Annotated in this window: 24 protein-coding genes; all 24 read right to left on the reverse strand. The window is 28.7% G+C overall.

Going from position 1 to position 26,965, the window contains the following annotated elements; translation table 11 throughout:
* Nucleotides 1-1,077, reverse strand: a 1,077-nt coding sequence (locus tag L8U00_RS01030; protein ID WP_263708229.1) for a hypothetical protein, incomplete at its 3' end; no start/stop codon positions are given.
* A complete protein-coding gene (gene cysC, locus L8U00_RS01035) occupies nucleotides 1,078-1,659 on the reverse strand; it encodes an adenylyl-sulfate kinase (RefSeq protein WP_263708230.1) in 582 nt (193 codons plus the stop codon).
* Nucleotides 1,660-1,667: 8 nt separating this feature from the next.
* The gene (locus L8U00_RS01040) at nucleotides 1,668-3,383 is read right to left on the reverse strand and encodes an SLC13 family permease (protein ID WP_263708231.1); all 1,716 of its coding nucleotides are present in this window, start codon (nucleotides 3,381-3,383) and stop codon (nucleotides 1,668-1,670) included.
* The gene (gene cysN / locus L8U00_RS01045) at nucleotides 3,380-4,804 is read right to left on the reverse strand and encodes a sulfate adenylyltransferase subunit CysN (RefSeq protein WP_263708232.1); all 1,425 of its coding nucleotides are present in this window, start codon (nucleotides 4,802-4,804) and stop codon (nucleotides 3,380-3,382) included. The genes L8U00_RS01040 and cysN overlap by 4 nt, the downstream gene beginning before the upstream one ends.
* On the reverse strand, nucleotides 4,804-5,697 hold the full coding sequence (gene cysD / locus L8U00_RS01050) for a sulfate adenylyltransferase subunit CysD (protein ID WP_263708233.1): 894 nt from the start codon (nucleotides 5,695-5,697) through the stop codon (nucleotides 4,804-4,806). The genes cysN and cysD overlap by 1 nt, the downstream gene beginning before the upstream one ends.
* A 3-nt stretch (nucleotides 5,698-5,700) precedes the next feature.
* Entirely contained in the window at nucleotides 5,701-6,441 is a 741-nt protein-coding gene (gene cysQ / locus L8U00_RS01055; protein WP_263708234.1) for a 3'(2'),5'-bisphosphate nucleotidase CysQ, read from the reverse strand.
* 1 nt (nucleotide 6,442) lies between these two features.
* On the reverse strand, nucleotides 6,443-7,501 hold the full coding sequence (locus tag L8U00_RS01060; protein WP_144653612.1) for a hypothetical protein: 1,059 nt from the start codon (nucleotides 7,499-7,501) through the stop codon (nucleotides 6,443-6,445).
* A complete protein-coding gene (locus tag L8U00_RS01065) occupies nucleotides 7,498-8,598 on the reverse strand; it encodes a DegT/DnrJ/EryC1/StrS family aminotransferase (protein WP_222117047.1) in 1,101 nt (366 codons plus the stop codon). The genes L8U00_RS01060 and L8U00_RS01065 overlap by 4 nt, the downstream gene beginning before the upstream one ends.
* Before the next feature lies 1 nt (nucleotide 8,599).
* Entirely contained in the window at nucleotides 8,600-9,160 is a 561-nt protein-coding gene (locus L8U00_RS01070) for a class I SAM-dependent methyltransferase (RefSeq protein WP_263708235.1), read from the reverse strand.
* Nucleotides 9,157-9,558 (reverse strand): hypothetical protein, encoded by a 402-nt coding sequence (locus L8U00_RS01075; protein ID WP_263708236.1) that lies wholly within the window; start codon nucleotides 9,556-9,558, stop codon nucleotides 9,157-9,159. The genes L8U00_RS01070 and L8U00_RS01075 overlap by 4 nt, the downstream gene beginning before the upstream one ends.
* A gap of 8 nt (nucleotides 9,559-9,566) precedes the next feature.
* Nucleotides 9,567-10,103, reverse strand: coding sequence for a dTDP-4-dehydrorhamnose 3,5-epimerase family protein (locus tag L8U00_RS01080; protein WP_263671162.1), 537 nt, complete (start codon nucleotides 10,101-10,103; stop codon nucleotides 9,567-9,569).
* Entirely contained in the window at nucleotides 10,103-11,242 is a 1,140-nt protein-coding gene (gene gmd, locus L8U00_RS01085) for a GDP-mannose 4,6-dehydratase (protein WP_263708237.1), read from the reverse strand. The genes L8U00_RS01080 and gmd overlap by 1 nt, the downstream gene beginning before the upstream one ends.
* Complete coding sequence (locus L8U00_RS01090; RefSeq protein ID WP_263708238.1) at nucleotides 11,243-12,610, reverse strand: mannose-1-phosphate guanylyltransferase/mannose-6-phosphate isomerase; 1,368 nt, start codon at nucleotides 12,608-12,610, stop codon at nucleotides 11,243-11,245. It abuts the gene before it with no gap.
* Nucleotides 12,611-12,627: 17 nt separating this feature from the next.
* Nucleotides 12,628-14,685, reverse strand: coding sequence for a hypothetical protein (locus tag L8U00_RS01095; protein ID WP_263708239.1), 2,058 nt, complete (start codon nucleotides 14,683-14,685; stop codon nucleotides 12,628-12,630).
* A 16-nt stretch (nucleotides 14,686-14,701) separates the two neighbouring features.
* Nucleotides 14,702-15,751 carry an FkbM family methyltransferase gene (locus L8U00_RS01100; RefSeq protein ID WP_263708240.1) on the reverse strand — a complete coding sequence of 350 codons (1,050 nt, stop codon included), beginning with the start codon at nucleotides 15,749-15,751 and terminating at the stop codon, nucleotides 14,702-14,704.
* The gene (locus L8U00_RS01105; protein ID WP_263708241.1) at nucleotides 15,738-18,662 is read right to left on the reverse strand and encodes a hypothetical protein; all 2,925 of its coding nucleotides are present in this window, start codon (nucleotides 18,660-18,662) and stop codon (nucleotides 15,738-15,740) included. Before L8U00_RS01105 ends, L8U00_RS01100 begins: the two co-directional genes overlap by 14 nt.
* Before the next feature lie 5 nt (nucleotides 18,663-18,667).
* The gene (locus tag L8U00_RS01110) at nucleotides 18,668-19,309 is read right to left on the reverse strand and encodes a class I SAM-dependent methyltransferase (protein WP_263708242.1); all 642 of its coding nucleotides are present in this window, start codon (nucleotides 19,307-19,309) and stop codon (nucleotides 18,668-18,670) included.
* A complete protein-coding gene (gene wecC, locus L8U00_RS01115; protein WP_263708336.1) occupies nucleotides 19,309-20,538 on the reverse strand; it encodes a UDP-N-acetyl-D-mannosamine dehydrogenase in 1,230 nt (409 codons plus the stop codon). Before wecC ends, L8U00_RS01110 begins: the two co-directional genes overlap by 1 nt.
* Nucleotides 20,534-21,679, reverse strand: coding sequence for a non-hydrolyzing UDP-N-acetylglucosamine 2-epimerase (gene wecB / locus L8U00_RS01120; RefSeq protein ID WP_263708243.1), 1,146 nt, complete (start codon nucleotides 21,677-21,679; stop codon nucleotides 20,534-20,536). Before wecB ends, wecC begins: the two co-directional genes overlap by 5 nt.
* 42 nt (nucleotides 21,680-21,721) lie before the next feature.
* Nucleotides 21,722-22,669, reverse strand: a complete 948-nt coding sequence (locus L8U00_RS01125) for a KpsF/GutQ family sugar-phosphate isomerase (protein WP_263708337.1) — start codon at nucleotides 22,667-22,669, stop codon at nucleotides 21,722-21,724.
* Between the two features lie 17 nt (nucleotides 22,670-22,686).
* The gene (locus L8U00_RS01130) at nucleotides 22,687-24,345 is read right to left on the reverse strand and encodes a polysaccharide biosynthesis/export family protein (RefSeq protein ID WP_263708244.1); all 1,659 of its coding nucleotides are present in this window, start codon (nucleotides 24,343-24,345) and stop codon (nucleotides 22,687-22,689) included.
* On the reverse strand, nucleotides 24,345-25,460 hold the full coding sequence (locus L8U00_RS01135; protein WP_263708245.1) for a capsule biosynthesis protein: 1,116 nt from the start codon (nucleotides 25,458-25,460) through the stop codon (nucleotides 24,345-24,347). The genes L8U00_RS01130 and L8U00_RS01135 overlap by 1 nt, the downstream gene beginning before the upstream one ends.
* On the reverse strand, nucleotides 25,450-26,121 hold the full coding sequence (locus tag L8U00_RS01140; RefSeq protein WP_257928499.1) for an ABC transporter ATP-binding protein: 672 nt from the start codon (nucleotides 26,119-26,121) through the stop codon (nucleotides 25,450-25,452). Before L8U00_RS01140 ends, L8U00_RS01135 begins: the two co-directional genes overlap by 11 nt.
* Entirely contained in the window at nucleotides 26,118-26,894 is a 777-nt protein-coding gene (locus L8U00_RS01145) for an ABC transporter permease (protein ID WP_263708247.1), read from the reverse strand. The genes L8U00_RS01140 and L8U00_RS01145 overlap by 4 nt, the downstream gene beginning before the upstream one ends.
* Between the last annotated feature and the right edge of the window lie 71 nt (nucleotides 26,895-26,965).

Below are 26,965 nucleotides of genomic sequence, written 5' to 3' on the forward strand. Positions count from 1 at the left end.
TTTATCTAGACTACCACTAGCTTGTTCTAGAATTTCAATCTTATTTTTTTGGTTTTGTATTATCTGCTCTTTATCTATAATAGCTTGATTTTTAGTTTTAACAATATCAGCTATAAATTCAGCTATTTTATCCCAATATTCTGGTTTCATTTCTTTGAGTTCATAGTTTTCTTTATAATTACTTAAGTCTTCTTTAGGAAACAATCTTTCTTTATAAGGAAAGAATTCCTTTCTTACCCATTCGTTTGACTCCTCAAAATAATCTATATAAGATTGATAAGTTTTTTTAGGGGGTTTAAAATTTAATCCTTTGCTATTCGAGTCTTGAAGATATTTTTCAACCGTTCTCTTTATAGAGTTATCCATTTCTTTATTAAAAATACATTTATTTAATCTACTCTGTATTTCAAAACCAAGTAAATCTAAACTTTCATTCTGTTTTAAAGGTATAGCAAAATTTTCATCCCATTTTAAACCTATAACATGTATAAAATCTTTAAGCAAATCTCCTTGATAAAATTCATTTTGATCAAATAATCTTACAATTAAATTTTCTCTCCCGAAAACACTCGAATAGCTTTCACAAAGCCATTTATAATCAAAAGTGTGAAAATTTGGATTATCAGAAGGATATAAAAAATAGGAATTATACTTATAACCATTTTTTATTTCTTGCGATGCTAGAGATGTTAACAATTTTGCCGTATCCCTTAAATATAAAATGATTTTTATATTAACAAATCCAATATCATTCATAAATTTTTTAAATAACACAATAGTTTCTTTAGACTTAAATGTCCAAGTAATACCTTCTGTTGAAATAATATAAATATTATGCTTATGTTTATCCATTTCATTCTTAAATTGTTTAAAATCCTCGGCAAAAATAGAATATTTTTTTATGTTAAAGTAAAATCTCATGATGCTAATAATATTCCAATGTTGAATACTATTTTTTCTTAAAATTTTTGAGTAAAAGTAACCTTTTTTTAGAAACAAATGATCATTAGAAGATAAAAACTGTTGAATAGTAGTTGTACCTGTTTTTACTGTCCCTATATGTACATAAGCGGTCATTTACACTTTTCCATCTAAAAATCTCAAAATCATATCCACATTCTCATTAAGATCTTCTTTTGTTATGTGCATATGTGGATTTTTAGGTTTTTCATAAGGACTATCTATACCTGTAAAATTTTTAATTTCTGCATTTCTTGCTTTTTTATAAAGTCCTTTTGGATCTCTTTTTTCACAAATTTCCAAAGGTGTATCAACAAATATTTCTATATATTCATCCTCATCTAAAAGATCTTTTATAAGCTTTCTATCTTTTTCAAAAGGCGATATAAAAGCGCAAAGTACTATCATACCAGCATCTACAAAAAGCTTACATACTTCTCCTATGCGTCTTATGTTTTCTACTCTTGAAACCTCATCAAAACCCAAATCTTTATTAAGTCCATGACGTACATTATCTCCATCTAAAAGATAAGTATGAAAACCTTGCTTAAAAAGTTTTTTTTCAACCGCATTTGCCAAAGTAGATTTACCACTACCACTAAGCCCACTAAACCACAAAACACATGGTTTTTGATTTTTAAGTTTAGCTCTTTGAGTTTTTGTAATGCTACTTGTATGCCAAGTTAAATTTTTACTCATTTTTTTCCTTAAAAACTAAAAAATACCGGAGTTATAGTTAAAACAATAACTGAATAAGTCAAAGAAACTATCCATCCTATTTTTATAAAATCAGTAGTTTTATACCCACAAATTGAACCTACCATCAAGTGAGTTTGATAACCATGTGGCATTAAAAAAGCACAACTTGCCCCGTAAGCAACCGCTAATATAAACGGAGTTGGATTAACATCAAGTGCTAAGGCAGTACTATAAGCGACAGGAAAAGCCAAAGCTGCAGCAGCGTTATTGGTAATGATTTCAGTCAAAAGCAAAGTTAGAACATAAATTCCCACAAAACTACCATATAATCCATATACCCCAAAAGTTCCTATAATAAACTCAGCCAAATCTTTAGCTAAACCACTATCAACTAAAACTTTAGTTATAGCCAAAGAAGATCCTACTATGATAAAAATTTCCAAAGGAAAGTGTCTTTTTACTTCATCAAAACTTATGATTTTAAATATAAATAAGCAAGCTAGAAACACTAGCAGCGCTTTAAGCAAAGACACTAACTCCAAAGCAGATACAGCAATGATGGCTAAAAACGCAAAAATCACTATGAAACTTTGAATATTGCTTAACTTTTGATTTTGCATAATATTTGAGATAATGTAAAAGTTTTTATTGATATTATCTCTTGAGTGAAAATCCTTACCTATGCTTAAAATAAGCCTATCTCCAGCTTGTAATAAACTTTGGCCAATTTTTGAAATATTTTTTGAGCCTCTTTTTAGAGCTACAATCCCTGCATCAAATTTAGCTCTAAAGTTTGCTTCCTTAACGCTTTTTCCTATCAAGTTTGACTCAGAATTTATAACAACATCTACTAAATTTAATGTTTCTAATTTCAAATCTTGTGAGCCAATTTGCAGGCCATCAAATTTTTTCAAAGCCTCTAAATGTGTAATATCTCCACTAAAAATTAACTCATCTCCTTCTTTGATAAGCTCATTATGGCTAACAGGAGTAATAAGCTCATCTTTTCTTTGAATTTCAAGTAAAAACAAAAACTCCAAATTCCTTAAGCCATTTTCTTGTATAGTTTTTCCCACCAATGAGCTATTTTTTAAAACCTTAGCATTGATTAAATACTCATTAATGACATTTTCTCTTTCTTTATACTCAGGTAGTAAAAAGCTAAAAATCAAAAGCACTATAAGCACTCCAATACTTATACAAAAACCCACCGCAAAAAAATCAAAAATCTTTAAACTTTCCAAACCATTTTGCACTACAAAAGAATTGACTATCAAGTTAGTTGAAGTACCTATCAAAGTCATCGTTCCACCAACTATGGAAAAATATGAAAGTGGGATGAGTAATTTAGAAGGAACTTGAAATTTGTTATTTTTTATAATACTCATAAAACTTGCCACTACTGCAGTATTATTTAAAAAAGCTGAAATACTAGCTGTAACAACTCCAAGCTTTAAAAGTGATAGATGATAATTTTTACCTATGATGAATTTAGAACACCAACTTATCACAACGCTTTTTTCTATAGCTAGTGAAACTAACAAAAGCAAAATAAGCACTATCAAAGATTCACTCGTGTAAGAGCTAAGCCAAGTATTTAAATTTAAATATCCCAAAAGATAATAAAGCACAGCTACACTACCAAATAAAATAAAAGGTTTAATTTTATTGCTAATTAACAAAATAAGCAAGATTAAAATACTTAATGCAACAATAATTTTCATATTTTTTTACATTCCCATTCAGGATAGTTTTTTCTAATGTAAGCATTAAGTTCTATTTCTGCTTGAGTGTAAATTCTACTCTTTTCTTCGCTTGCTAAAATTTCTTCTACCATACCCGCTGCTAAGGTTTCATTAGAGTATTTATCTATGATGATAAAACTTCCTAAAATTTTATTGTCCTTATAAGCTTTAAGGGCTGTTTTTTTATTAAGCTTTAAGGTGCATTTAGCAATATCATTGAGCTTTAATTCATCACTTTGAAATTCTTTGAAAGTATTAATGTCTTTTTTAAAATCAATTTTTTCAAATACTACATTAGTAGTTAAATTTGCTATTTTGATAAGATAGTTTTCATTTAAATTAAACTTAACCTCACTCATCCATATTACCATAGCTTTAAAAGAATTTGAAATTTCTATACTATGATTTTTAGAGGCTATTGCATCGCCTCTTGAAATGTCTATCTCATCTTCTAAAGTTAAAGTTATAGCACTTGGAAAGCTAGCATTTTTAGCACTTTGAACATTTTCATTTTTATCAGGTATATTTAGACTTTTAATGCTAGGTGTGATGATTTGTTTTATTTTGCTTGTTTTTAAAGAAGGTAAAATCACAACTTCATCTTTAACACTTATACTTCCACTAGCAATATTTCCACAAAAACCTCTAAAATTTAAATGAGGGCGATTGACATATTGCACACTCATGATAAACTCATCGCTTAAACTAGTAGCAATAGGCAAAGTATCTAAAAGCTCAGATAATGTTTTTCCATCATACCAAGGCATATTAATGCTTTTAGAAGCTATGTTGTCTCCATCTAATGCACATATAGGAACAAAGTGGGTTTTAATATATTCATGATTTTTTAAGCATGGTAAAATTTCTTGATAATTTTTGCAGATTGTATTAAAAATTTCTTGATTATAATCAATCAAATCCATTTTATTCACAGCAATAATAAATTGTTTTATACCAAGCAAACTCGCTATATAAGAATGCCTTTTAGTTTGAGTTAAAACCCCTTTTCTAGCATCTATAAGTATGATAGCAATATCAGCTGTACTAGCACCTGTTGCCATGTTTCTAGTGTATTGCTCATGGCCTGGAGTATCTGCTATGATGAATTTTCTTTTTTCACTTGTGAAAAATCTATATGCTACATCTATGGTTATACCTTGCTCTCTCTCGCTTGCAAGACCGTCTACTAAAAGCGCAAAATCAAGCTTTTCTCCTGCATTACCAAGCTTTTTGCTATCTTTTTCTAAAGATAAAATTTGATCTTCAAAAAGCATTTTTGCATCATAAAGCATTCTACCTATAAGGGTAGATTTGCCATCATCTACACTACCACAAGTGATAAATCTACAAAGCTCTTTATTTTCATGTTCTTTTAGGTATTTTTCTACATTTGTCTTCATTAAAAATACCCCTCTTTTTTCTTTTTTTCCATGCTTGCTTCTTCATCAGTGTCTATAAGCCTACCTTGTCTTTCACTTGTTTTAGAAAGCAAAAGTTCTTCGATGATTTCTAAAACATTGCTAGCACTTGAGTTTATGGCTCCTGTTAGCGGGTAGCAACCTAAGGTTCTAAAACGAACTAATTCTTCTTTAGCATTTTTAGCAAGTTCTTTTGGCATGCGCTCATCATCAACTAAAATTTTAGCCCCCATGTACTCTACTACCGGTCGTTTTTTAGCAAAATAAAGACTTGGTAAAGGAATATTTTCTTTGTAAATATACTGCCATATATCAAGCTCAGTCCAATTGCTCAGCGGGAAAACTCTTATGGATTCACCTTTTTTATGACGACCGTTGTAGATATCCCATAATTCTGGGCGTTGATTTTTTGGATCCCATGAGTGATTTTCATCACGGAAAGAATAAATTCTTTCCTTTGCACGCGATTTTTCTTCATCTCTTCTTGCACCACCAAATACCGCATCAAACTGATATAAATCAAGCATTTGTTTTAAACCTTGTGTTTTAGCAATATCTGTATGCATGGATGAGCCATGTGTAAATGGAGAAAGATTTAATTCTTTGATTTTAGGGTTTTGATAGACTATAAGCTCCATACCAAGCTCTTTGGCGCGCTTGTCTCTAAATTCTATCATCTCTTTAAATTTCCATGTAGTATCTACATGCACCAAAGGAAGTGGAGGTAAGCTTGGGTAAAATGCTTTTTGTAAAAGATGAAGCATAACTGAGCTATCTTTACCTATACTATAAAGCATAGCTGGTTTTTCAAACTCAGCTATCACCTCACGGATGGTATGAATAGACTCTGATTCTAAATATTCTAAATGGGTCATTTTTTACTCTACTATAAAATATGGATTTAATAAATTTTCTTTATTATACACTAAAGGTTTTTTGGTATAAAAATCATAAGTCATTTTCCCAGCCTCTCTAACTATAGCATCAGCAGCAGCTACATCCCACTCCATAGTAGGAGCTAATCTTGGGTAAATATCTGCTTCATTACTAGCTACCAAACATAGCTTTAAAGAACTTCCCATAGAAATAAATTCTTTTTGCATAGTTGTTTGAATACTATCTATAAAATCTTTTGTTTGCTCATTTAAGTGTGATTTACTGGCTACAATTTTTAAAAAATCATCATTTCTTTGTAAAGGTAGCTTTATACCATTTTTAAAAGCACCTTCGCCTTTTTTAGCACTATATAGCAGATCCAATGCTGGAGCATAAACTACACCTAAAACCGGAGTATCTTTATAAATCAAAGCTATATTTATAGTAAATTCTCCATTTTTATTAATAAACTCTTTAGTACCATCGATTGGATCTATACACCAAAAATATTCCCAATTTTTTCTTTGTTCATAAGATATGGCTTTATTTTCTTCTGAAAGTATAGGGATGTTAAATTTAGCAAGCTCTTTGCAAATAATCTCATTTGAGATGATATCTGCCTCGCTTAAAGGCGAATTATCATCTTTATAAGAAATTTTAAAATCTTGATTATAAATTTCTAAGACACTTTTACCTGCTTTTATAGCTATGGAGGTTATATCTTTTAAGTTGCAAGTTTTCATATTATTTCTTTATTAAATCAAAAATCAACGATGAAATTGAATCAAAATATTTGTCATACATAGATTCCATCTTGTAATTTTCTTTATAATCCACAAAAGAACGCATCTTAAACAATTCTTCCTTATTCTTAAAAAAATTTATCTTAATCCACTCATTCGAATCTTCAAAACGCGTCATATAATAATCGTATATTCTTTTTTTTGGATAAAATTTAAGCTCCTCGTGTTTAAACGATAAATGTTTTTCAATACATTGAATCAAATTTGTGCTTTTCCTTGTGATATTTTCACCATTATCATTCCAATAAGGTATTTTAGAATTTAATCTCAGCAATAAATTCATTCCTAATAAATTTAAAGTTTCATTTTCGTTTTTAACTTTTAAAAATTCATTATTTAATTTTATTTGACTCTTATTGCAAAAATCTTCTATCAAATCATTCTTAAAAAAAGAATCTTTTTCAAATACGCCAACTATTACATTTTCTATTCCAAATATCCTTGTGCAATACTCTATTGTTTTTTTGTATTCATATACATTTTCATAATCAAAATCTATCTCACTTGCGTATTTTTCTATAGAGTCGTAAATTCTTCCATTTTTAACTCTTTGAGAAAATAACGAACAATATAAATCAAATTGATTTCGAATATAAATGATAATTTTAATACTATCAATATTTAGTTTTTCTAAATTATTTTTTAAATTTCTATATTCTTCTTCAGAATTTAAATAAGCTTGAATGCCTTCAGATGATATGATAATTTTATTGATAAAATATTTTTCAGAGAATTTCTGAAGTTCATTACATAAACTATCAAAAATATCTTTCTGCTTATCTAATAGTTGTTTTTTACTTTGCAAATAATTTGCTTTACAAAACCAATCATTCTTGCACTCCAAATAATTTAAAGCGGCAAAGGCACGATGTTCTTTTTTCCCTATAGATTGGGGAAAAAACACTCCTTGTTTTAATAACAATTCTTTGTTTTGATATAAAAAATTCTGTATAGATGTTGTACCTGTTTTCGCTATTCCTATATGCACATAAGCCGTCATGATATATACTCACTATAAAATTTTCCAATCATTTTACATATATATTCTATTTCTTCATCACTAATTTGCGTAAACGAAGGTAACCAAAGTCCTTTTTTTCCAATTAAATTTGAAACTTCATGTTTACCAGGAATTTGATAGGCTATTTGTTTATTGATTGGGCCATACATTAATCTTGTTCCTATATTTTTATCCTTTAAATAATTTTGAAGCTCATCTCTATTTTCGGCCAAAATATCATAAAACCATGGAGTAGTGTTTATAATATCTTGCTCAAATAATTTTACTTCTTTTATATCTTGCAATAGTTCTTTATACATTATGTAAATTTCTTTTTTTCTTTTTACTCTAAAATCAAGTTTTTTCATTTGCTCTATACCTACGCAAGCTTGAAGTTCGGTAAATTTAAAATTATATCCTATACTATCATGGAAATCATTTCCACCACCACTTCTACCAAAATCTTTTAGTTTTCTAAGTTTTGTAGCCAAAGTATCATCATTTGTTATTAACGCTCCACCTTGACCAGTGGAAATAATCTTTGGTGCTGAAAAAGAAAAACTGCCTATACATCCTGCAGTCCCAATATGTCTTTTATCGGGATAAAAAGAACCTAGAGATTGAGCAGCATCTTCTATAAGATATATGTTTTTTTCTTTGCATAATTTTTCAAATGCTTCTATGCCTGATTTGGGATATCTACCATTTGCACTGACTAAAATAATAGCTTTAGTTTTTGAAGTAATAGCTGATTTAGCTTTTTCTATATCCATACATAAAGTTTCTTTTTCAACATCAACAAAAACAGGTTTTGCACCTATCATTTTGACGGAATTTGGAGTAGCTATCATAGTATAGTTAGGAACTATCACTTCATCATTATAGCCTATATCTAAAGCAAGAGCTGCTAAAGTTAAACTTATAGTTCCATTATTTACAATTATACAATGCTTTGCATTAGTATATTTAGCTATCATTTCTTCTAGCAAAGTAGTTCTTTTAAATTCTGTTAGAAAACCATCTTCATCCATGTAAGAACATACAGCTTCTTTTTCTTCTTTACCAAACCATGGTTTCATCTGCATTATAAATTTCATGCTAATCCTTTTTTATAGCTTCTACATTAAGGCTTATTAATATACCATTCTCTTTATCCATATGCGGATAATACGCTTGTGAATGATCATCATAATCTTTATGTATAGTATTCCTCCAATCATATCTTCTTATATTATTAAACCCATTGTTAATTAAAATTTCAGACAATGATTGAAAATTATATACCGTTTTATGATATAAACACTTTTTACCATTTTTAGTATCAATTTCCATTCTTCCATAAAGCGGACCTAATATTTTATTTATATCATTAGTTTGACAATAAACTTTTATCAATTGATCAAAATCAGGAACAGCCAATCTTAATACCCCCCCCCCCCGTTTTAAAACTCTTTTCCATTCTCTTAAAACACCTATAACTTGAAATCTATCAAAATATTCTAAACTATGAGAACTATATATCAAATCAACACTTTCATTGTTAAACATATCCAATTTATCAATACTTGATTTATAATGAATATGGGGCATATCACATAAATCTATATTTATAAAGCCTGGTATATTTCTGTGCCAACATCCTAAATTTAATTGAATCATATCCTTCTCCTATCGTTATCAGCACCCACATAAGGGCCATTTTTTATTTCTAAAACTTGAGTATTATCTTCAAGTATAGTGTAACCGTGTCCACCTCTAAGTAGAATTAAAACATCACCTTCTTTTGCAATTAATTCTTCTACAAAGCTATCATAAATATCATAAATTTTTGCACTTATCGAACCTTGTTTTATATATAAAACTTCTTGAGTCCAATATACTTTTCTTTCCACTTCATTATGAGCATGTGCTAATAATTCTTTATTTGCATCATAATTCCAAGTGCCAACTTGTATAAATTCATCATCATTGGAATAAAATTTGAGTCCTTGCTCCCATTCTGAAGCTCGAATGTGTTTTGCTAAAATAATTCCGTCTTTGATTATCTCTTTCATCATTATCTCCCTTAATTTTTACTTAACATATCTCTATCCGATAAAATAGGATTATTTGTAGGCCAATTTATGTTGATTTTATCATCATTCCAAGCAAAAGTAAATTGTTCTTTGGCATCTAGGTATTCTCCATCATATGCTAATTTATAATGATATATCACTTCTTTGCTTTTAGCATAATATGCATTGCCCATATTAGGTGGGATTAAAATCATTTTTTGATTATCTTCATTGATATCAAAACTTTCCCATTTAAGATAGGTAGAAGAGTCATTTCTGCAATCTACTACAACTTGCATTATATCTCCATAAACACAAGTTACATATTTCCAAGATTTATAATCTCCATGTATACCTCTTAATACATTTTGACATGATTTTGAAAATTTATCATGTTTAAAATATAATCCTTTAGGTAGTAATTTTTCTATTTCATCTTTTAAAAAAGAAGTCCAAATATTTCCTCTCAAATCAGTTGAAATATTTGGAGTTACAATATAAACCCCTTTAATTTTTTTGGATTCTTCTATATTAAATTCTATAGCCATTACTCATAATACCTCATTATTTTATATCCGCCTTGTTTAAGATAGACGTCTTTATTCATAAGTTTTAAATCACTTTTCATCATATCATCAACTAAATTTTTAAGATCATATTCTCTATTCCAGCCTAGTTCTTTTTCGGCTTTAGAAGGATCACCTAAAAGCAAATCAACTTCAGTAGGTCTAAAATATCTAGGATTCACTTTTACTACCACTTGGCCTTTTTGAAGATGATTAAAATTTAAAGAAAGCTCTTTAGCTCTTTGTTGATCAAAATCTTCTATAAAACCTTCTTCATCTATTCCTTTTCCTTTAAAATTTAATTTTATCCCACAGTATTCAAAGGCAAGCTTCACAAAGTCTCTTACTGTGGTAGTTTTTCCAGTAGCTATAACCCAATCATCGGCCTTTTTATGTTGTAGTATCATCCACATCATTTTTACATAATCTTTTGCATGACCCCAATCCCTTTTAGCATCTAAATTACCAAGATAAAGTATATCATCTAAATTTAAAGCTATTTTTGCAGCCGCGCGGGTGATTTTTCTAGTTACAAAGGTCTCTCCTCTAACGGGATTTTCATGATTAAATAAAATTCCATTACATGCAAACATATTGTAAGCTTCTCTGTAATTTACCGTAATCCAATATGCATACATTTTTGCTACCGCATAAGGACTTCTTGGATAAAATGGGGTTTTTTCACTTTGTGGGGTTTCTTGCACTTTTCCAAAAAGCTCTGAAGTAGAGGCTTGATAAATTTTAGTTTTTTGATTTAGATTTAAAAATCTCACCGCATCAAGTATTCTAAGAGTTCCTATACCATCAGCATTTGCCGTGTATTCAGGTGTTTCAAAGCTAACATGCACATGACTCATAGCAGCAAGATTGTAAATCTCATCAGGTTTAATCTCAGCTATTATTCTAGTTAAATTCATAGAATCAGTCATATCACCATAGTGTAAATAAAAATCATTTTTTTTGCCATGATGACCTTCAAATAAATGATCTATTCTATCTGTGTTAAATAAAGAAGATCTTCTTTTTATGCCATGTACTTCATAACCTTTATTGAGTAAAAATTCAGACAAATAAGCTCCATCTTGTCCAGTAACTCCAGTTATTAACGCCACTTTTTTCATTTATATCCTTTTATAATCATCTTCTAATCTTACTATATCATCTTCGCCTGTGTATTCACCCACTTGAGCTTCTATAATCACAACAGGAATTTTGCCATAATTACTTAAACGATGTTTTTGCCCCATTTTTATATAGATTGACTCATTAGGTCTTACTAAATTTTCTGCCCCATCTATTTCTACAGTTGCTGTACCACTTAAAACTATCCAATGTTCGTTTCTGTGAAAATGTTTTTGCAAAGAAAGTCTTTTACCAGGTTTAACTTCTATACGTTTGATTTTATATCCTTTTTCATCTTCAAGTATAGTAAAACTTCCCCAAGGTCTATGCGTGCAAAGATGATTTTTACTTAGATTTTCATTTTCTTGAATAGCTTCATAAATTTGCTTTACTTTTTGAGAGGATGATTTTTTACTAATTAAAAGTGCATCTTGAGTATCTATGACAAATATATCATCAAGATCAATTGTAGCTATAAATTTCTTTTGATCGCTTGCATAGCAAAAGATATTATTAGAATCTAAAAATTTAGTATTAACATTAGAATAATTATTACCATTATTAAACTCTTTAGCTAAGCTTTCAAAGCTTCCTACATCACTCCAAGAAATGTTACTAGGTATCACTTTTACTTTGTTTGATTTTTCCATTAGAGCATAATCTATGCTTAGTTTTGGAATTTTCTCCATGTCTGATGATTTGATTTTGATAAAATCATTTTGTATTAAAGCATTTTTATGTGCTTTTAAGCAAAAATCATATATTTCTTTTGAATAAGCTTGCATTTGCTCTAAGAAAAAACCAACTTTAAACATAAACATACCAGAATTCCATGAATAATTTCCATCTTCTAAAAATTCTATAGCTTTTTTAAAATTTGGTTTTTCTATAAAAGCTTCAACATCATAAGTATTTTTGGATTTAATATAGCCATATCCAATATGTGGATTATCAGGTTTTATGCCAAAAGTTACAAGATAGTTATCATTTGCAAATTCTATAGCTTTAGCTATTGCTTCTTGATATGCTTTTTCATTTTTGATTAAGTGATCACTTGGTGTAATTAAAACTATTTCTTCTTTAGATAAAGATAAGCAAGCTAAAGTAATAGCTGCTGCGGTATTTTTTGCTAGTGGTTCTAAAATAAATCTAGTTTTACTTGTGTTTGAAATTTGATCAAGAGCTAGGAAATACTGTTCTTCGTTGCATACTATTAAAGTATTAGAGCAAATTTTGGAATTTCTTTGCAAAGCTAACTCAAATAAAGATTTATCATCAAATAATTTCAAAAATTGTTTTGGCATTAGTGTTCTACTAAGTGGCCAAAGTCTTGTGCCACTACCACCACAAAGAAGGATGTTGGTCATTTATTTAATTTTCTCTTTCATTTTAAATTCCTTTTTAACTCCCTAATCTTAAACCATAGCTTAACATATCCTCCCTTATACCAAGTTTTATTAGCTTGTATAAGAGCCTCTCCTAGTTTATAAGAAAGATGATTTTTAAGTTTTAAGGCTTCTTGATAATCAAGATAAGATTCTAAAGGAGGTAATTTTAAAGAAGGATCTTTTTTTATTTTTTCTTGATAGATTTTTTGTTCTTGTTTATGTTTATCTTTTATATAAGATAAAACAAAAGGCATTCTTATATAACCTAATATAGATTTTGAATTTACTATCATGGCTTGACCTAGTTTATAAGAGAGTTGGTTTTGAATTCTTGTTTTGGCCGAACCGTGTTTAGAATAAATATTTTCAATTTCTTTTATTATATAAAAATAAAAAACAACTTCTCTTTTTTTCTCTAATTCAGATAAGGATAATGTTATATAACCACTATCAAACAACACATATTGAATCTCTAGTAAATATTTGATTATTTTATTAATTTCTAAATCAAAATATAAAATTTTATATAAAAATTCATAAAACATTTGTCTTTTCAATTGATAAAGGATTATCATAAAATCCTTAGTTATATCAACAACGCCGTAAAGCAAAACTTTACAGAAAAATTCATTAAATTTTATTTTTATCAATATGTCACGCAACTTATTGGCATTTTTATTTTTAATATAATACTCCAATAAAAGGATAACATATACAGGATTATCTCTATCTTGCAATATAGCTTTATCTATAAAATATAAATAATGCTTTTCTTCTTCAACATTATAATTATTTCTTAAATTCATAGCCGCACAAAAATATGAAAAAGCATTTTGTTTTTGTGAGACGTAAACAAGATTTAATTTTTTTAAAAATACTTGATTTATTTTGTGTTTATCCCATTGTATTATAGGTACAATTGGTTCAACTCCTCTAGAGACAAAGCTCGCTGTTCTAGCTAATGAACTACTTCCAGAATAAATCAACTCCGAATTCATCATAAACACTAATTCATAAAAAAGTCTATCAATATGATTATTAATCAAATTCTCCGGAATTAAATTCTCTATATTTAAAATATTATCACTTTTGTAATACTGCATTATCTTATTTAGACACTCAAAATCATCAGAAAATAATATTATTTTATTTTTGGTTATTTCAATATCAATACACTCTAAAGCCAATTCAATTGGTAATGTTTTTTGCCAATAATGACTCATTTTAGGTTCTAAATTGGACTTGTATACAATATCGCCTGTTCTAATATGTATTGCAACAAATTTACCAATTTTTTTCACATCACACTCTGCTTGAGAAATTATATTTTTTATATGATCTGAAAATTGAATCTTATTCCAATACATTTTATACTTTTTTGCATAGTTAATATCTATTTTAGGCATACAGACCTGAGAAGTAGTATGTGAAATATACCATCCCCAATCAAAATCATAAGGTGTTTGAAGTAGCTTTTTATAATAAACTTTTTTTCCAATAAGACCTCTATTAGAAGATAAGATTCCAGTATATGAATAATCCCTTATAAAATCTGAATTGAAAATATACTTTTCATCTGGTAAAGTCATACAAGATCTATTATCTTTTAAACATATTTCATTATATTTTTTTGAAACATCAGAACGATTAGAATTTGGCCATACAAATCCAAATTTAAAGCCTGTATAATCTGACAAACAAAGCGCATTTAAAATAGGCATAAATCTAGCACCTAAACCATCAGATCTTGCAGCAACAACCAACCCTGGAAACTTTCGAGTGTAAAATTCAATATTAATTTCAGGTTGAACATACCTAATATAACGTGTTTTCAAACTTATGTATAATTTAATAGCATTACCAACATACTGTTTTTCAAAATCAATTTTCTTCCACTCTATCTCATCTATTGAATAAAAAAAATCTTTTAATAAAGATGCATTGATCACAATACAATCAAGTTGCAACACAGATAAAAAGTCAATTACAATATAATTTTTTTCTTTTTTTTGATCGAATGCCAATTTTTTTAAATCTTGCTCTTTCCATACCATCATATGCCTTATCAAGTTAAGATTTTACATAGAAAACTTTATTTAAATTTTTTCCAAAATTATTTTTTTCTCTAACAAAGACACGGATTGCCAAATTATTCCCAGAAATTTTACCTTGATATTCTTTCAGATTAATATCAAATTTACAACAATCAATATAAGGAAATTTTTGAAATATTTTTCCATTTATCATCAAATAAAAAGCATATTCTATTTTTGATAAATCCATTACGTGTTTTAATTTATCACAATTAACACTTATAGATAATACATTGTCTTCAATCTTAGTATTACAATCAAGATGATTTTTTAATGCAATTGGAAATTTTTCTAAATTATTATCAATAATGAGTTTTAAACCAACTGAAATAATTTTTTTAATAACACTATCGTCATAATACAATTTATGATTTGTAAAATATAAATCATTATCAATAGTAAAAATATTTACATAATTTATTCTTTGAAAAAAATCAATAACTGTATTTTTATTACCTTGATAACATTCTATTTGGATTAAACAATAATTATCTCTAAGCAAATTTAACATTCCATTTAATGCACAAATTTCATGTCCTTCTACATCAATCTTTATCATAATATTTTTTTTAAAAAATGATTTCATAGGTTCGAATTGATCTATAGAAATACATTTTACTTTCTTTTTATTCTCAAAAAGATTTGCATTATGAAACGTAGTAGTCTCGCAACAGTTTATACCAGAAAGAATCTTTGATTGGACAAGAAAAGATACTTCTTTGGTAAAATTAGAAACACCGATATTGTAAGCATTTATTCTACCTTCCATTTTATTCAGCTTAATATTCTCTATTAATACATCATAGGTATCATCAATCGCCTCAAAAGAGTATATTTTTTCAACTTTATTATCAAGCGCAGAAAGTAAAGAATAATATCCGATATTAGCTCCTATATCTAAAACATATTCGCAAGAAAAATCTCTAAGAAATGCAAAAAAAATAGCACTTTGACAAATTTCATATTTTTCTGTAATTTTATTTCTTTCAATACTTTTATCTGTCCAAAAATAATTATTTAAAACCATAAAGCAACTCCATTAGCTGGTGATATATTTTTTCATAACCATATTTGTTAATTATAAAATTTCTATTTTCCGAACGTATTTGATTTATTTTATCTTTATTGTGTATTATTTCTTGAATGTATTTTAAAGCCTCTTGCTCATTATTAATTATCCAATCTTTTTTATAAATAACGCTAGATTCCTCCCAATTCCATATTATAGGAATACATCCAGAAACAATACCATCAGCCAATGCGTAATGAAATGATTCAAAATCACTGGGAGATAAAATAAAATCTATTTTTTGATACCATTCTGGCATATTGTTGTCGTATTCATCGAATATTACTGCATTTTTCAAAAGAATATTCTGTTCAATTCTTTTGTATTCGTTATAATAATACTCAAGCTCATGAATTCTTCCCGGAGCATGCATCCATTCATATTGCTCAGGACGAACTCCTTTTATATATAATTTTGCTGTAGGATATTTTTTTAAAACTAACTCCATTAAATCAAGTGCTCTATCTAGTCTTTTTCTTTGTGGTGTTATGCCAACCATACCAAAGTTAAATGAAAATTTCTTATTCTTGCCTATAGTAAAATCACTATGTAAAATATAATTATTTATAATACTTGTTTTACAAATATTCCACGAAAATAAATTACAAGCAATATCCCTTACTCTTTCAGATACAAATATATTTTTTTCAACATTATTTATTTCAATTTGATGACCAAATTTCTTTGCTTTTTGGTTGATTTCTTGCAAATGAGATCTGATATATAATTTTTTACCTGAATTTATATTTTTTGAATACCATACAGCATTAGCTAACCCCCATTCACAAAGTATTACATCGGAACTATTTAAACAATGTACACTTCTATCTAAATATTTACTATCCCCCCATTCCCATAGATCCTTATCTACCATAAAACCAATAGACTTTAAATAAGAATAAAAATGGTCTATAAATTTATAATCATGGCTTGCAATTGTAATTTTTTTATTTTTTACATCAAAAATTTTATCCTTAAAAAAATTCCTACGATTTTCATACAAATACTGCGAAACTAATAATTTATAGTCAATTTTATCTTGAGGTTTATTCTCTATAATTTTATCTAGTTCGTTAATATCCTTAATAAAATATGGATATTGAAACCCAAAAAGTTTTTGATTTATTTTATTTGGATAACAAATTATAGGTTTTTCTAAAACTAGTGCTTCTAAAATTTTTGTTGAAATTTCTAAAGTATACTCTTCAAAATATTCCGGTCTAAATCCATAAAGATAATCCACGGAGCACAATTTTTCTAAAGTTTGTTCACGATTTAAATTTGAATAAAATTCTATAAAATCAAATGTTAAATATTTTTTTATTTTTTCGACAAAATCTTCTGAATGCCTAAAAGAGCTTCTTGCACTAATTTTACTAGATACAATTAGTAGTTTTATTTTTTTACCTTTATCATTTAATTCTTTAGTTTTTAAAATTAATTCCAAAATTCCCCATTCTGGTTGAATTTTTCCACCATAACCTATAACAATCTCGTCCGATTTTTTCATATAATTTTGTTTTTTATCATCACTCATTGAAAAAACAATAGGAGGAAAATAATAACTATTATCAAATATAATACCCGTATTTTTTTCAACAAATTCTTTCATCTCCTGAGTTTGCCATAACCAAAATTTAACATGACGATTGGTATTTTTAAAAAAACTATCCATTGTTTTCTTTAATTGAATTCCCTCTTCATTCAAATCATAAAAATCAGTTAAATATGGAACTAACCTATATTTAAAATTATTATTTTTAATCAATTCTTGAGTTATTACAATACCCCTAGATATTAAAAGTTGAATATTTGGCACAAAAAAATCAATATAATTCAATATTTGAGATACTTTTTCTATAGATAAACCCTCTTTTAGATTTAAATCTTTTGGTTCAAGAAGTAGATAGTCAAATTCTCCTTTGTTTATAAAATTTGAAACTACCAAATTATTTTTAACATTCACTTTAGAAAAAACAATTACATGTGCCTCTAAAATAGCTAAATTAAAAATAGAAGATAACCATATTGAAGATCCGTCAACAATATTAAGATTTATATCTCCGTATAGCAAAATAACTGGTTTGTCTTGATGACGTCTAACAAATTCATTTAGTTTTATATTGGTATAAACCGCTTTATATAGATCTTCTGTTTTAGCATCCAATACTAGATGCGATTTTCGCTTTCTAAAAAAATGAAATAACTTTTGTATTTTTAAAAATAACCTAAGTATCTTTTGCTGTTTTAATTGAGTATACTTAAATTCATAGAAACTAGCCAAACGTTTATATTTTAACCTAGAACCTTTATAATTTTCCAATTCTTTAGATAAAATCTCATTAGATCTCATCTGCTCATTGCATATTACTCTATAATTATTTAGTTCCTTAGATAGGTTTTCATATAAACGTTTATATTTTAACCTAGAACCTTTATAATTTTCCAATTCTTTAGATAAAATTTCGCATTTTTGATCAAGTATCATTTTTTCATCATTATATTGAATATTAATATTTTTTACAGCTAAAATTGCTATCAAATCAAGATTAGTATATTGAATATTAATAATTTCTAATTTATATCTACTAAACAAATTACTTAAATTTGTATAAGCAATCATTTCATTTTTAGTACAAAAACAAATTACAGCCAAATCTAATTCAAATATTTTTCCAATTTCAAGCATTTTATTGGGATCAACTAATACAATTGTTTTATTTTTTATTTCTTGTAATTTATCACTATAAGGTAGAGGAAAATCATCTGAAATTTTACAATACGACTTGATATTCTCATTTTCAACTAAATTAACTATCCTATTAAAATTGCTTTCCTTAAAATAATTTATAATATCAACAATTCTCATAATAATCAACCTTTTCTTTGAAAAACCATAAAACTATTTTTATTTGATAAAACTTCATATGAAACTATATTTTTTAAATAAAATCCAAATAACTCTAGTATTTTACTGTATTTTTCTTTATTACGATATTTGATATATTTCACTTTTTCCCCTATCATTTTCTCATTATCAACTGCATCCACACAATCAGAAATAATAATTATCGAGTTATTTTTTGCATGATATGCCAAATTTTTTATAGATTTCTCCCAAGAACTATCTTCTACAATGTGAAACATTACATCTATACATATAATTACATCGAATGCTTGGTATAAAAAACAACTATCAATATTACCTTGTTTAAAAAAAATATCTGGATATCTCTCCTTACAATAGTTAATTGCATTAATACTACTATCTATTCCAGTTACAAAATACCCTGCGGAAAATAAACCATTAGAAAAAAATCCTTTTCCACATCCTGCATCCAAAACATCTAGAGGTCTTTTTCCTATATTATATTTACTAATCAATTTCAGTATTACTGATAGCCTATAAACATAAAATTCAAAATTTTCATGATCGCTTATACCCTTATCTCCACCTGAATATAAGCCCAACTTTCCATGTCGATGATTCCAAAAATCAATAAGATTATTCTGCATCACAACTCACCGCAAAAACACATAGTATTCTTTTGAATACCAACAAATTCTTTATGTTTGACCAATACCGCAATAATATCTGCTTCATCTAAAGCTTGTACTAAAGAAACTAATTTTATATTTGCTTTATCTTGCAGGTCTCGTGGAAGTTGTTTTATGTTTGGTTCTACAACTAATATTTGATAAGCTCCTTCTTTTGCAAGTTTAATAACTATATCTAAGGCTGGAGATTCTCTTAAATCATCAATATCTGGTTTAAACGCTAAACCTAAACAGGCAATTTTAGGTTGCAGTATGCCTTTTACTCTTTCTTTAATTTTTTGTATAACAAAATTTGGTTTATTATCGTTAACCTCTCTAGCTGTTTTTATCATTTTAGCTTCATTTGGATTTTGATGTACTATAAACCACGGATCCACTGCTATACAATGCCCACCAACTCCACAACCAGGTTGCAAGATATTTACTCTAGGATGACGATTGGCAAGTTTTATAAGCTCCCATACATTTATATCCAATTTGTCGCATAAAATAGATAATTCATTAGCAAAAGCTATATTTACATCTCTAAACGAATTTTCTGTAAGTTTTGCCATTTCTGCTGTCCTAGCATTAGTTTTAATACATTCACCTTGAACAAAAATTTTATATAGATTTGCTGCTTGTTCTGTGCATTTTTGTGTCATACCTCCAATAATTCTATCATTTTCAACAAGTTCTCTTATAACCTGTCCAGGTAGAACTCTTTCTGGACAATGAGCTATCTTAATATCGGATTCTTCACCGATCTGATGAGGAAAAGTCAAATCAGGTCTTTCATCTGCAAGCCATTTAGCCATTTGTTCTGTTGCTCCAACTGGAGATGTTGACTCTAAAATCACTAAATTTCCCTTCTTTAGGACTTTTGCTACTGATTTTGACGCTGCCTTAATGTAATCCAAATTGGGCTCATGATCTTCCTCTTTAAAAGGAGTTGGTACTGCAATGATAAAAGCATCTGCTTCATCCGGCAGTGTTGCTGCTTTAAAATAACCATCTTTCATAACAGTATGTACCAAAATATCTAATTCAGGTTCTACAATATGAATTTTTCCTTGATTTAGAGTATCTACTACTTGTTGATTTATATCTACACCCAAAACTTTAACTTTTCTACTAGCAAAAACAGCAGCTGTAGGAAGCCCTATATATCCAAGACCTATTATACACACTTTATTAAAATTATCAATCACAACAGTCTCCTTTTTTTATTAATATCTCTAAAATTTTCTCACAAGCTTTACCATCTCCATAAGGATTGCTTGCTTTGCTCATTTTTTTATATTCATCTTCATCATCAATCAACTCTTGAGCTGCTTTGACAATGCTACTTTTACAAGTACCCACTAACTTCACTGTTCCAGCTTCTATGGCTTCTGGTCTTTCTGTTGTTTCACGCATTACCAATACAGGTTTTCCAAGACTAGGAGCTTCTTCCTGTACACCACCAGAATCTGTAATAATAAAATAGCAGTTTGACATAAGATATATAAACTCTTCATACTTAAGAGGATTTATAAGGTAAATATTAGTTATATCTGAAAGAATTGATTTTACGGGTTTTTGCACACTAGGATTTAGATGAACAGGATAAACTATGTCAATATTTGGATTATTAATTGCTATAGTCTTTAATGCTTCACAAATTTGCAAAAAGCCTTTACCAAAATTTTCTCTACGATGTCCTGTAGCTAGAATAAATTTTCTATTTTCACTTTTTCTATATTCATTATCAATAGAAGATAAAATTTTTGTCTTAAATGCTGTATCATTTTTTATTTTTTTTACCATATAAAATAATGCATCAACAACAGTATTACCAGTCACAAAAATGTTCTTTTCATCTTTCCTTTCTTTTATAAGATTCTCGGCACTCTTAGTTGTCGGAGCAAAATGAATACCTGATAAAACACCGACAATTTGTCTATTTGCCTCTTCTGGCCAAGGATTGTAAAGATTATAAGTCCTTAGCCCTGCTTCAATATGTGCTACTTTTATTTTTTGATAAAAAGCTGCCAATGCTGTAGCACTTGCAGTAGTGGTATCTCCATGCACTAAAACAACATCTGGTCTAAAATCATTCAATATATTTTTCATACCACAAAGGATTTTAAATGTAATATCATATAAATCTTGATTTTCACTCATGATATTTAAATCATAGTCTGGCTTAATATCAAAAACATCTAAAATTTGATCTAGCATTTGTCTGTGTTGTGCGGTCACACAAATTTTAAAATCTATATCATTTCTATTTTCCATTATTTTAACCAATGGAGCCATTTTTATAGCCTCTGGTCTTGTTCCAAAAACAACTAAAATCTTTCTCATTTTCTCCAACTTTTTTAGTTTTTTAATGTATCATAAAAAAATTTAAACATTGCCTATCGCATAAAGTTGTATAATACCTGCTATTTTTTCATTTTGAGTGACAACTATTTCTTTGATTTTGTGTTTTAACATAAGCTCTTCTGCTTCACTTGCCATAGCGCTAGCTTCTATGGTTTTTGGACTCTCGCTCATGATTTCTTTAGCTTTAAAATCAAATCTTGGCTTATCGTTTGCCCTTAAAGCCCTTCTTAAATCTCCATCTGTGATGATCCCAACTAGCTTTTCATTTTCAAGTACTATACAAAGTCCTAACTTACCGCTAGTCATCACATCAACTAATTCATTAAATTCACTCTCAGGGCTTACTATAGGTAAATTATTTGACACCATCAAATCACCCACCCTAGTTAAAAGCTTCCTACCCAAGCTTCCTCCTGGATGAAATAAAGCAAAATCATCAGGTCTAAAGTTCCTTGCTCTCATCAAAGCTACTGCTATAGCATCACCCATAGCTAAAGTAGCGGTGGTAGAAGAAGTTGGAGCAAGCTGAAGTGGGCAAGCTTCTTTTTTTACTGCTATGTTTATAAAAATATCTGCTTGCTTAGCTAAAGTGGAGTTTTGATTTCCCGTCATGACGATCAAAGGAATTTTTCTTTTTTTAATCACTGGTATGAGCTTTAAAACTTCTTCAGTTTCTCCTGAATTTGAAATAGCTAAAAGCACATCCTCGCTTGTAAGCATACCAAGATCTCCATGCAATGCTTCACCTGGATGCATAAAAAAGCTTGGAGTACCTGTGCTAGCTAAGGTCGCAGCTATCTTAGCTCCTATATGGCCTGACTTACCCATACCACTTACTACACATCTGCCTTTGATAGATAAAATCAGTTCAATGGCTTTATTAAAACCTTCATCTAAATTATCACGTAAATCTAAAATTGTTTTTGATTCTATCTCAAAAACTTCTTTGGCCATTTCAATCGCATCCATTTGACTCATCTAAATTCCTATATATTTAGCACTACATTAGTTGCAATAGCTATTTGGTATAAAATTTGTGTTAACATGCTAAAAATTTGGAGATTTTGGCTATCTACTTTTGGTAAAACTAAAATAGAATCTCCTGCTTTGATATCCGCTGAACCTCTACCGCTGTATTTAGTTGCTTTACCATTAGCATTGATTACCAAAACTCTTGATATATCAGCTCTATCGCTAAAGCCACCCGCTAGGTTAATATAATACTTTAATTTTTCTTTATCCATATAGACAAATGCACCTGGTATAGAAACTTCACCTTGAACTAAAACAAGATTATTTTTACTAGGCACATTCACTACATCGCCTTCTTCTAATACTATAGAATTATACGCTTTGATATTGTCTATAACGATTTGTCCTTTTGGCTGGGCTTGCTTTGCACGTGCAATAAATTCTAAAATCGTCTTAGCTTGAGTAGCTCTAATGCTAGCTTGCTCAGCATTTACTGAAGAACTTGTTAAAGCTAGTGTTTCAAGCTCTTTAAGCTGAGCTTCTATAAGTTGTTTTTGAGTAGCTGCTACGCTTTTTCTAAAAACTTGCAAGGCATTAATATTTGATTGATCATTAATTGTAATCATTTTAGCAAGTTCAGCTAAAGTTGTACCTTTTTTTATCACCACTGAGTGCAGACCACTATGTTCACCTTCTATACTAATGCTAATATTTTGTGCTGTATAATCAGGTCTAAACTCTATCTCATCGCCATTGTATAACTTCACACCTAAAAATTGCTTTTTACTATACGCATCTACATGTAATTTATGATCATCTCTATAGCTTTTTACCACAGCATTAGTTACTATAGGCTTAGCTCCTGCAACCCTTGCTATATCTTCTAAATTTAAAATATCGTTACTTAACTCAAATCTAAAAGGCTTTTGCACATCTCCTTCTACAAAAACATACTTTTGCACACTACCTACTAAAATCACATCGCCCATTCTAAAAGGGAAAAGATCAAGCTGACCTTTAAGTAAAAAGTCATATAAATCTATCTTTTTAATGACTTTATTATCTCTTAAAATTTGAATATCTCTAAAACTACCATATTCTAAATTAATTCCACTTGCTTTATCTAAATACTGTATAATAGAATCTGAACTTAGTCCTTGATAAAGACCAGGTTGATTTACATTTCCTGTAACAAATACCGATACATTTTGATAAATATCCATATCCGCATATACATAGACATTGCTTTTATAAATTTTATTAATAGCTTTTGTAATAACTTGTACCAAAGCACTATTTTTCACACCCAAAAGATTAATCGCGCCTACTTTTGGTATAAAAATATTTCCTTGAGAATCTACTGTTAAGGTTTGTATAAACTCTACCGCACCCCAAATTTTTACATTAATCCTATCACCTACTGCTAGTTTATAGTCAGGATTATAAACATGTTGAGTAAATTTAGTAAAATTACCATTAAATAAATGTGCACCAAATACTTTAGTAATAGGTGTTTGAGTTTGATTAAAATCACTTTGGCTGTTATCATAATTTATAATTTTTGGCTCTAAAGATGGAGCTAATGATTGATTTTGAATTTTTGCAATTTGAGAAACATCTACCGCTGAAAATAAAAACAAAGGTAAAAGTAAAAATAAAAATATCTTTTTCATTAGTATCTATGCTCCTCTATAATCATTTTAATAAATTTAACAATTCCATAAATCAAAGATAAAATCATAAAAGCCGTGAGTATATTATACAAAGCTTCTGGGTATTTAGCACTTTGAGGTAAACTTGGACTTTGCACTATAACTACCTGCTTTATCTTTCTTAATGCCTCTATCCTAGCACTCTCATAAGCTTTTAATGCAGCTGTATAAGCACTTTCTGCAAAACCTGCTTCTATGGTTAGATCTTGAAATTTAGCTGCAAGATCATTAAGTTTTTGAGAAGATTTTGGGGATGAAACCTTAGATTTTTCTTTTTGAAGTTGTTTTTTTAAAGCTGTGATTTCACTTTTTATAGTGACAATTTGCGGTGCATTATCATTAATATAACTTTGCATCATCAAAAACTCAGCTTCTTTGGCTGCTATTTTTGATTCAAGTTCGGCTATGAGTTTTAGAGTACCTTCTGCTTGTTTAAGTGGATCAAATACCCCATATTTATTTTGAAAAGCTAAAAGCTCATCTTTAGCCTTTTGATATCTTTTTTTAAATTGTAAAAGCTCTTCTTCAGCAAATTGCATTTGATCTCTTGCAGCTTTGTGTGAAATTTCATTGATAAATTTTTCACTTTCTTTAACTATAGTTGAAGCTATCAAATGTGCACTTTGCGGGTCAAAACCTTCAACTTCTATACGCAAAAGTCCATTGGCTGAGTTTTCTTGAATAATCTTAACACGGTTTTGATAATATTTTAAAAAATCCTCTTGGTCAGCTGATGAAGAAATACTATAAAAAAAATCAAGTTTTTGTTTTTGATATAACTCACGAATTTGGATTTTTTCTTCTAAAATATTTAGCATATCTAAAGAATGGATGTAAGATTTTAAGAAGGTTATATCCTCGCTTGAAAAAGAATTATTAGTCAAAAATGCGGCAATTCCGGTGATAGCTCCGCTATCTCCTGTGGTTGATTTCACACTTAAAACACTTTCACTCACATAGCGATTTGCTGCTATAAAAATATAATAAAATACAACAAATGCTGTTAAAATCAACACTATTTTGAAAGAGTTAAGTATCTTTAAATTTTTAAACTTTTTTAATACATCATTTTGCATTTATTTTTCCTTGATACACCGCTATGCCCTCATCTACATCATCATATATAGTAGCTTGTCCATCTTGCATGAATATAATTTTATCACACCATTGTTTAATTTCAGCTACATTGTGTGAAACCATGATAACTTTTGACCTGCTTAGCTTTTCTTTATAGATTTTAGAGCTTTTTTCTCTAAATTTAGGATCCCCCACAGCACCTGCTTCGTCAATTAAATAATAATCAAAATCAAATGCCATACTTAAGCCAAAAGATATTCTAGCGCTCATACCTGCTGAATAAGTGTTCATAGGCTCATCAAAAAATTTACCAAGCTCAGCAAAATCTTCCACAAATTTAATCTTTTCTTCTAAAGCTTTTCCTTTATAACCATATACTCTGGCCACAAAACGTGCATTGTCCCTTGCTGAGAGTCTGTGTTGAAACGCACCTGCCAAGCCTAAAGGCCAAGATAATTTTTTATTAGTTATAATCTTACCTCTATCAGGAAGCAAGGAGCCACTTAAAAGTTTCATTAAAGTAGATTTTCCAGCACCATTGCGCCCCATTAAACCTATACTGCAATTTTCAGGAAATTCAAAACTTAAGTTTTTAAAAACATAATGCCTTCCACCATTGCGTAAAGGAAAAGATTTGGTTAAATTAACTAATTTTATCATCGCACTGCTATCAACTTTTCTCTAGTAAAATAATAAAAAAACAATCCTAAAAACAAAATCACACTTAAACATGCAATAGGGTAATAATAATTATAATCATTAAGCAATGGATAATTTTGAAAAAAATTATATTTTAAAAGTTCCATAATATGCAAAAGTGGATTATAATATAAAATGTCTAAAATAGGTTTTGGAACTATCCATATAGGAAATACCACCAAAGTTGTCCAGTATAAAACTATATTTAAATAATTTAATGCCATTTTTAAAGGCTCTGCAAAATGTCCTGCTATAGCAAAACACATTCCCATAGCAAAGCCAAACACCACAAGCAAAAAAAACGAAAACATCACTTCTAAAAAATGCTTAGGTATAACTTGCATATGCAAAAACCAACCTGCTAAAAACATCACACAAATAAAAATAGTAAAATAAATACAAAATTCAAGCATGGCTCTAGCAATAAAAACATGTATAGGGCGAATAGGTTTATAAGCAAAAAGAGCTAGATTTGCACCTATGCCATTTAAAAGCTGAGTAATAATGCTTCTAAACATAAAAAAAGGTATAATCCCTACTGCTAAAAATAAAAAGATAGAAATACCTTCAGGCATGATTTGATGATGAAATTCTCTAATAGCTGCTATAATAGAAGTGATTGCCAAAACCACCATCATAGGCTCTCCGATCACCCAGAAATAGCCCAAATATTTATTAATACCAAATCTTGTCTTTAACTCTCTAAAAAAAAGAGCATGTATGACATTAAACATATTTTTAGCAAACCTTTTTAAATTTTCAAAATTTTTATATTATACTTTTTTATCTTATATAATATTTAACA

It is taken from the genome of Campylobacter sp. IFREMER_LSEM_CL2256, from assembly GCF_025771645.1.
Classification (GTDB): Bacteria; Campylobacterota; Campylobacteria; order Campylobacterales; family Campylobacteraceae; genus Campylobacter_D.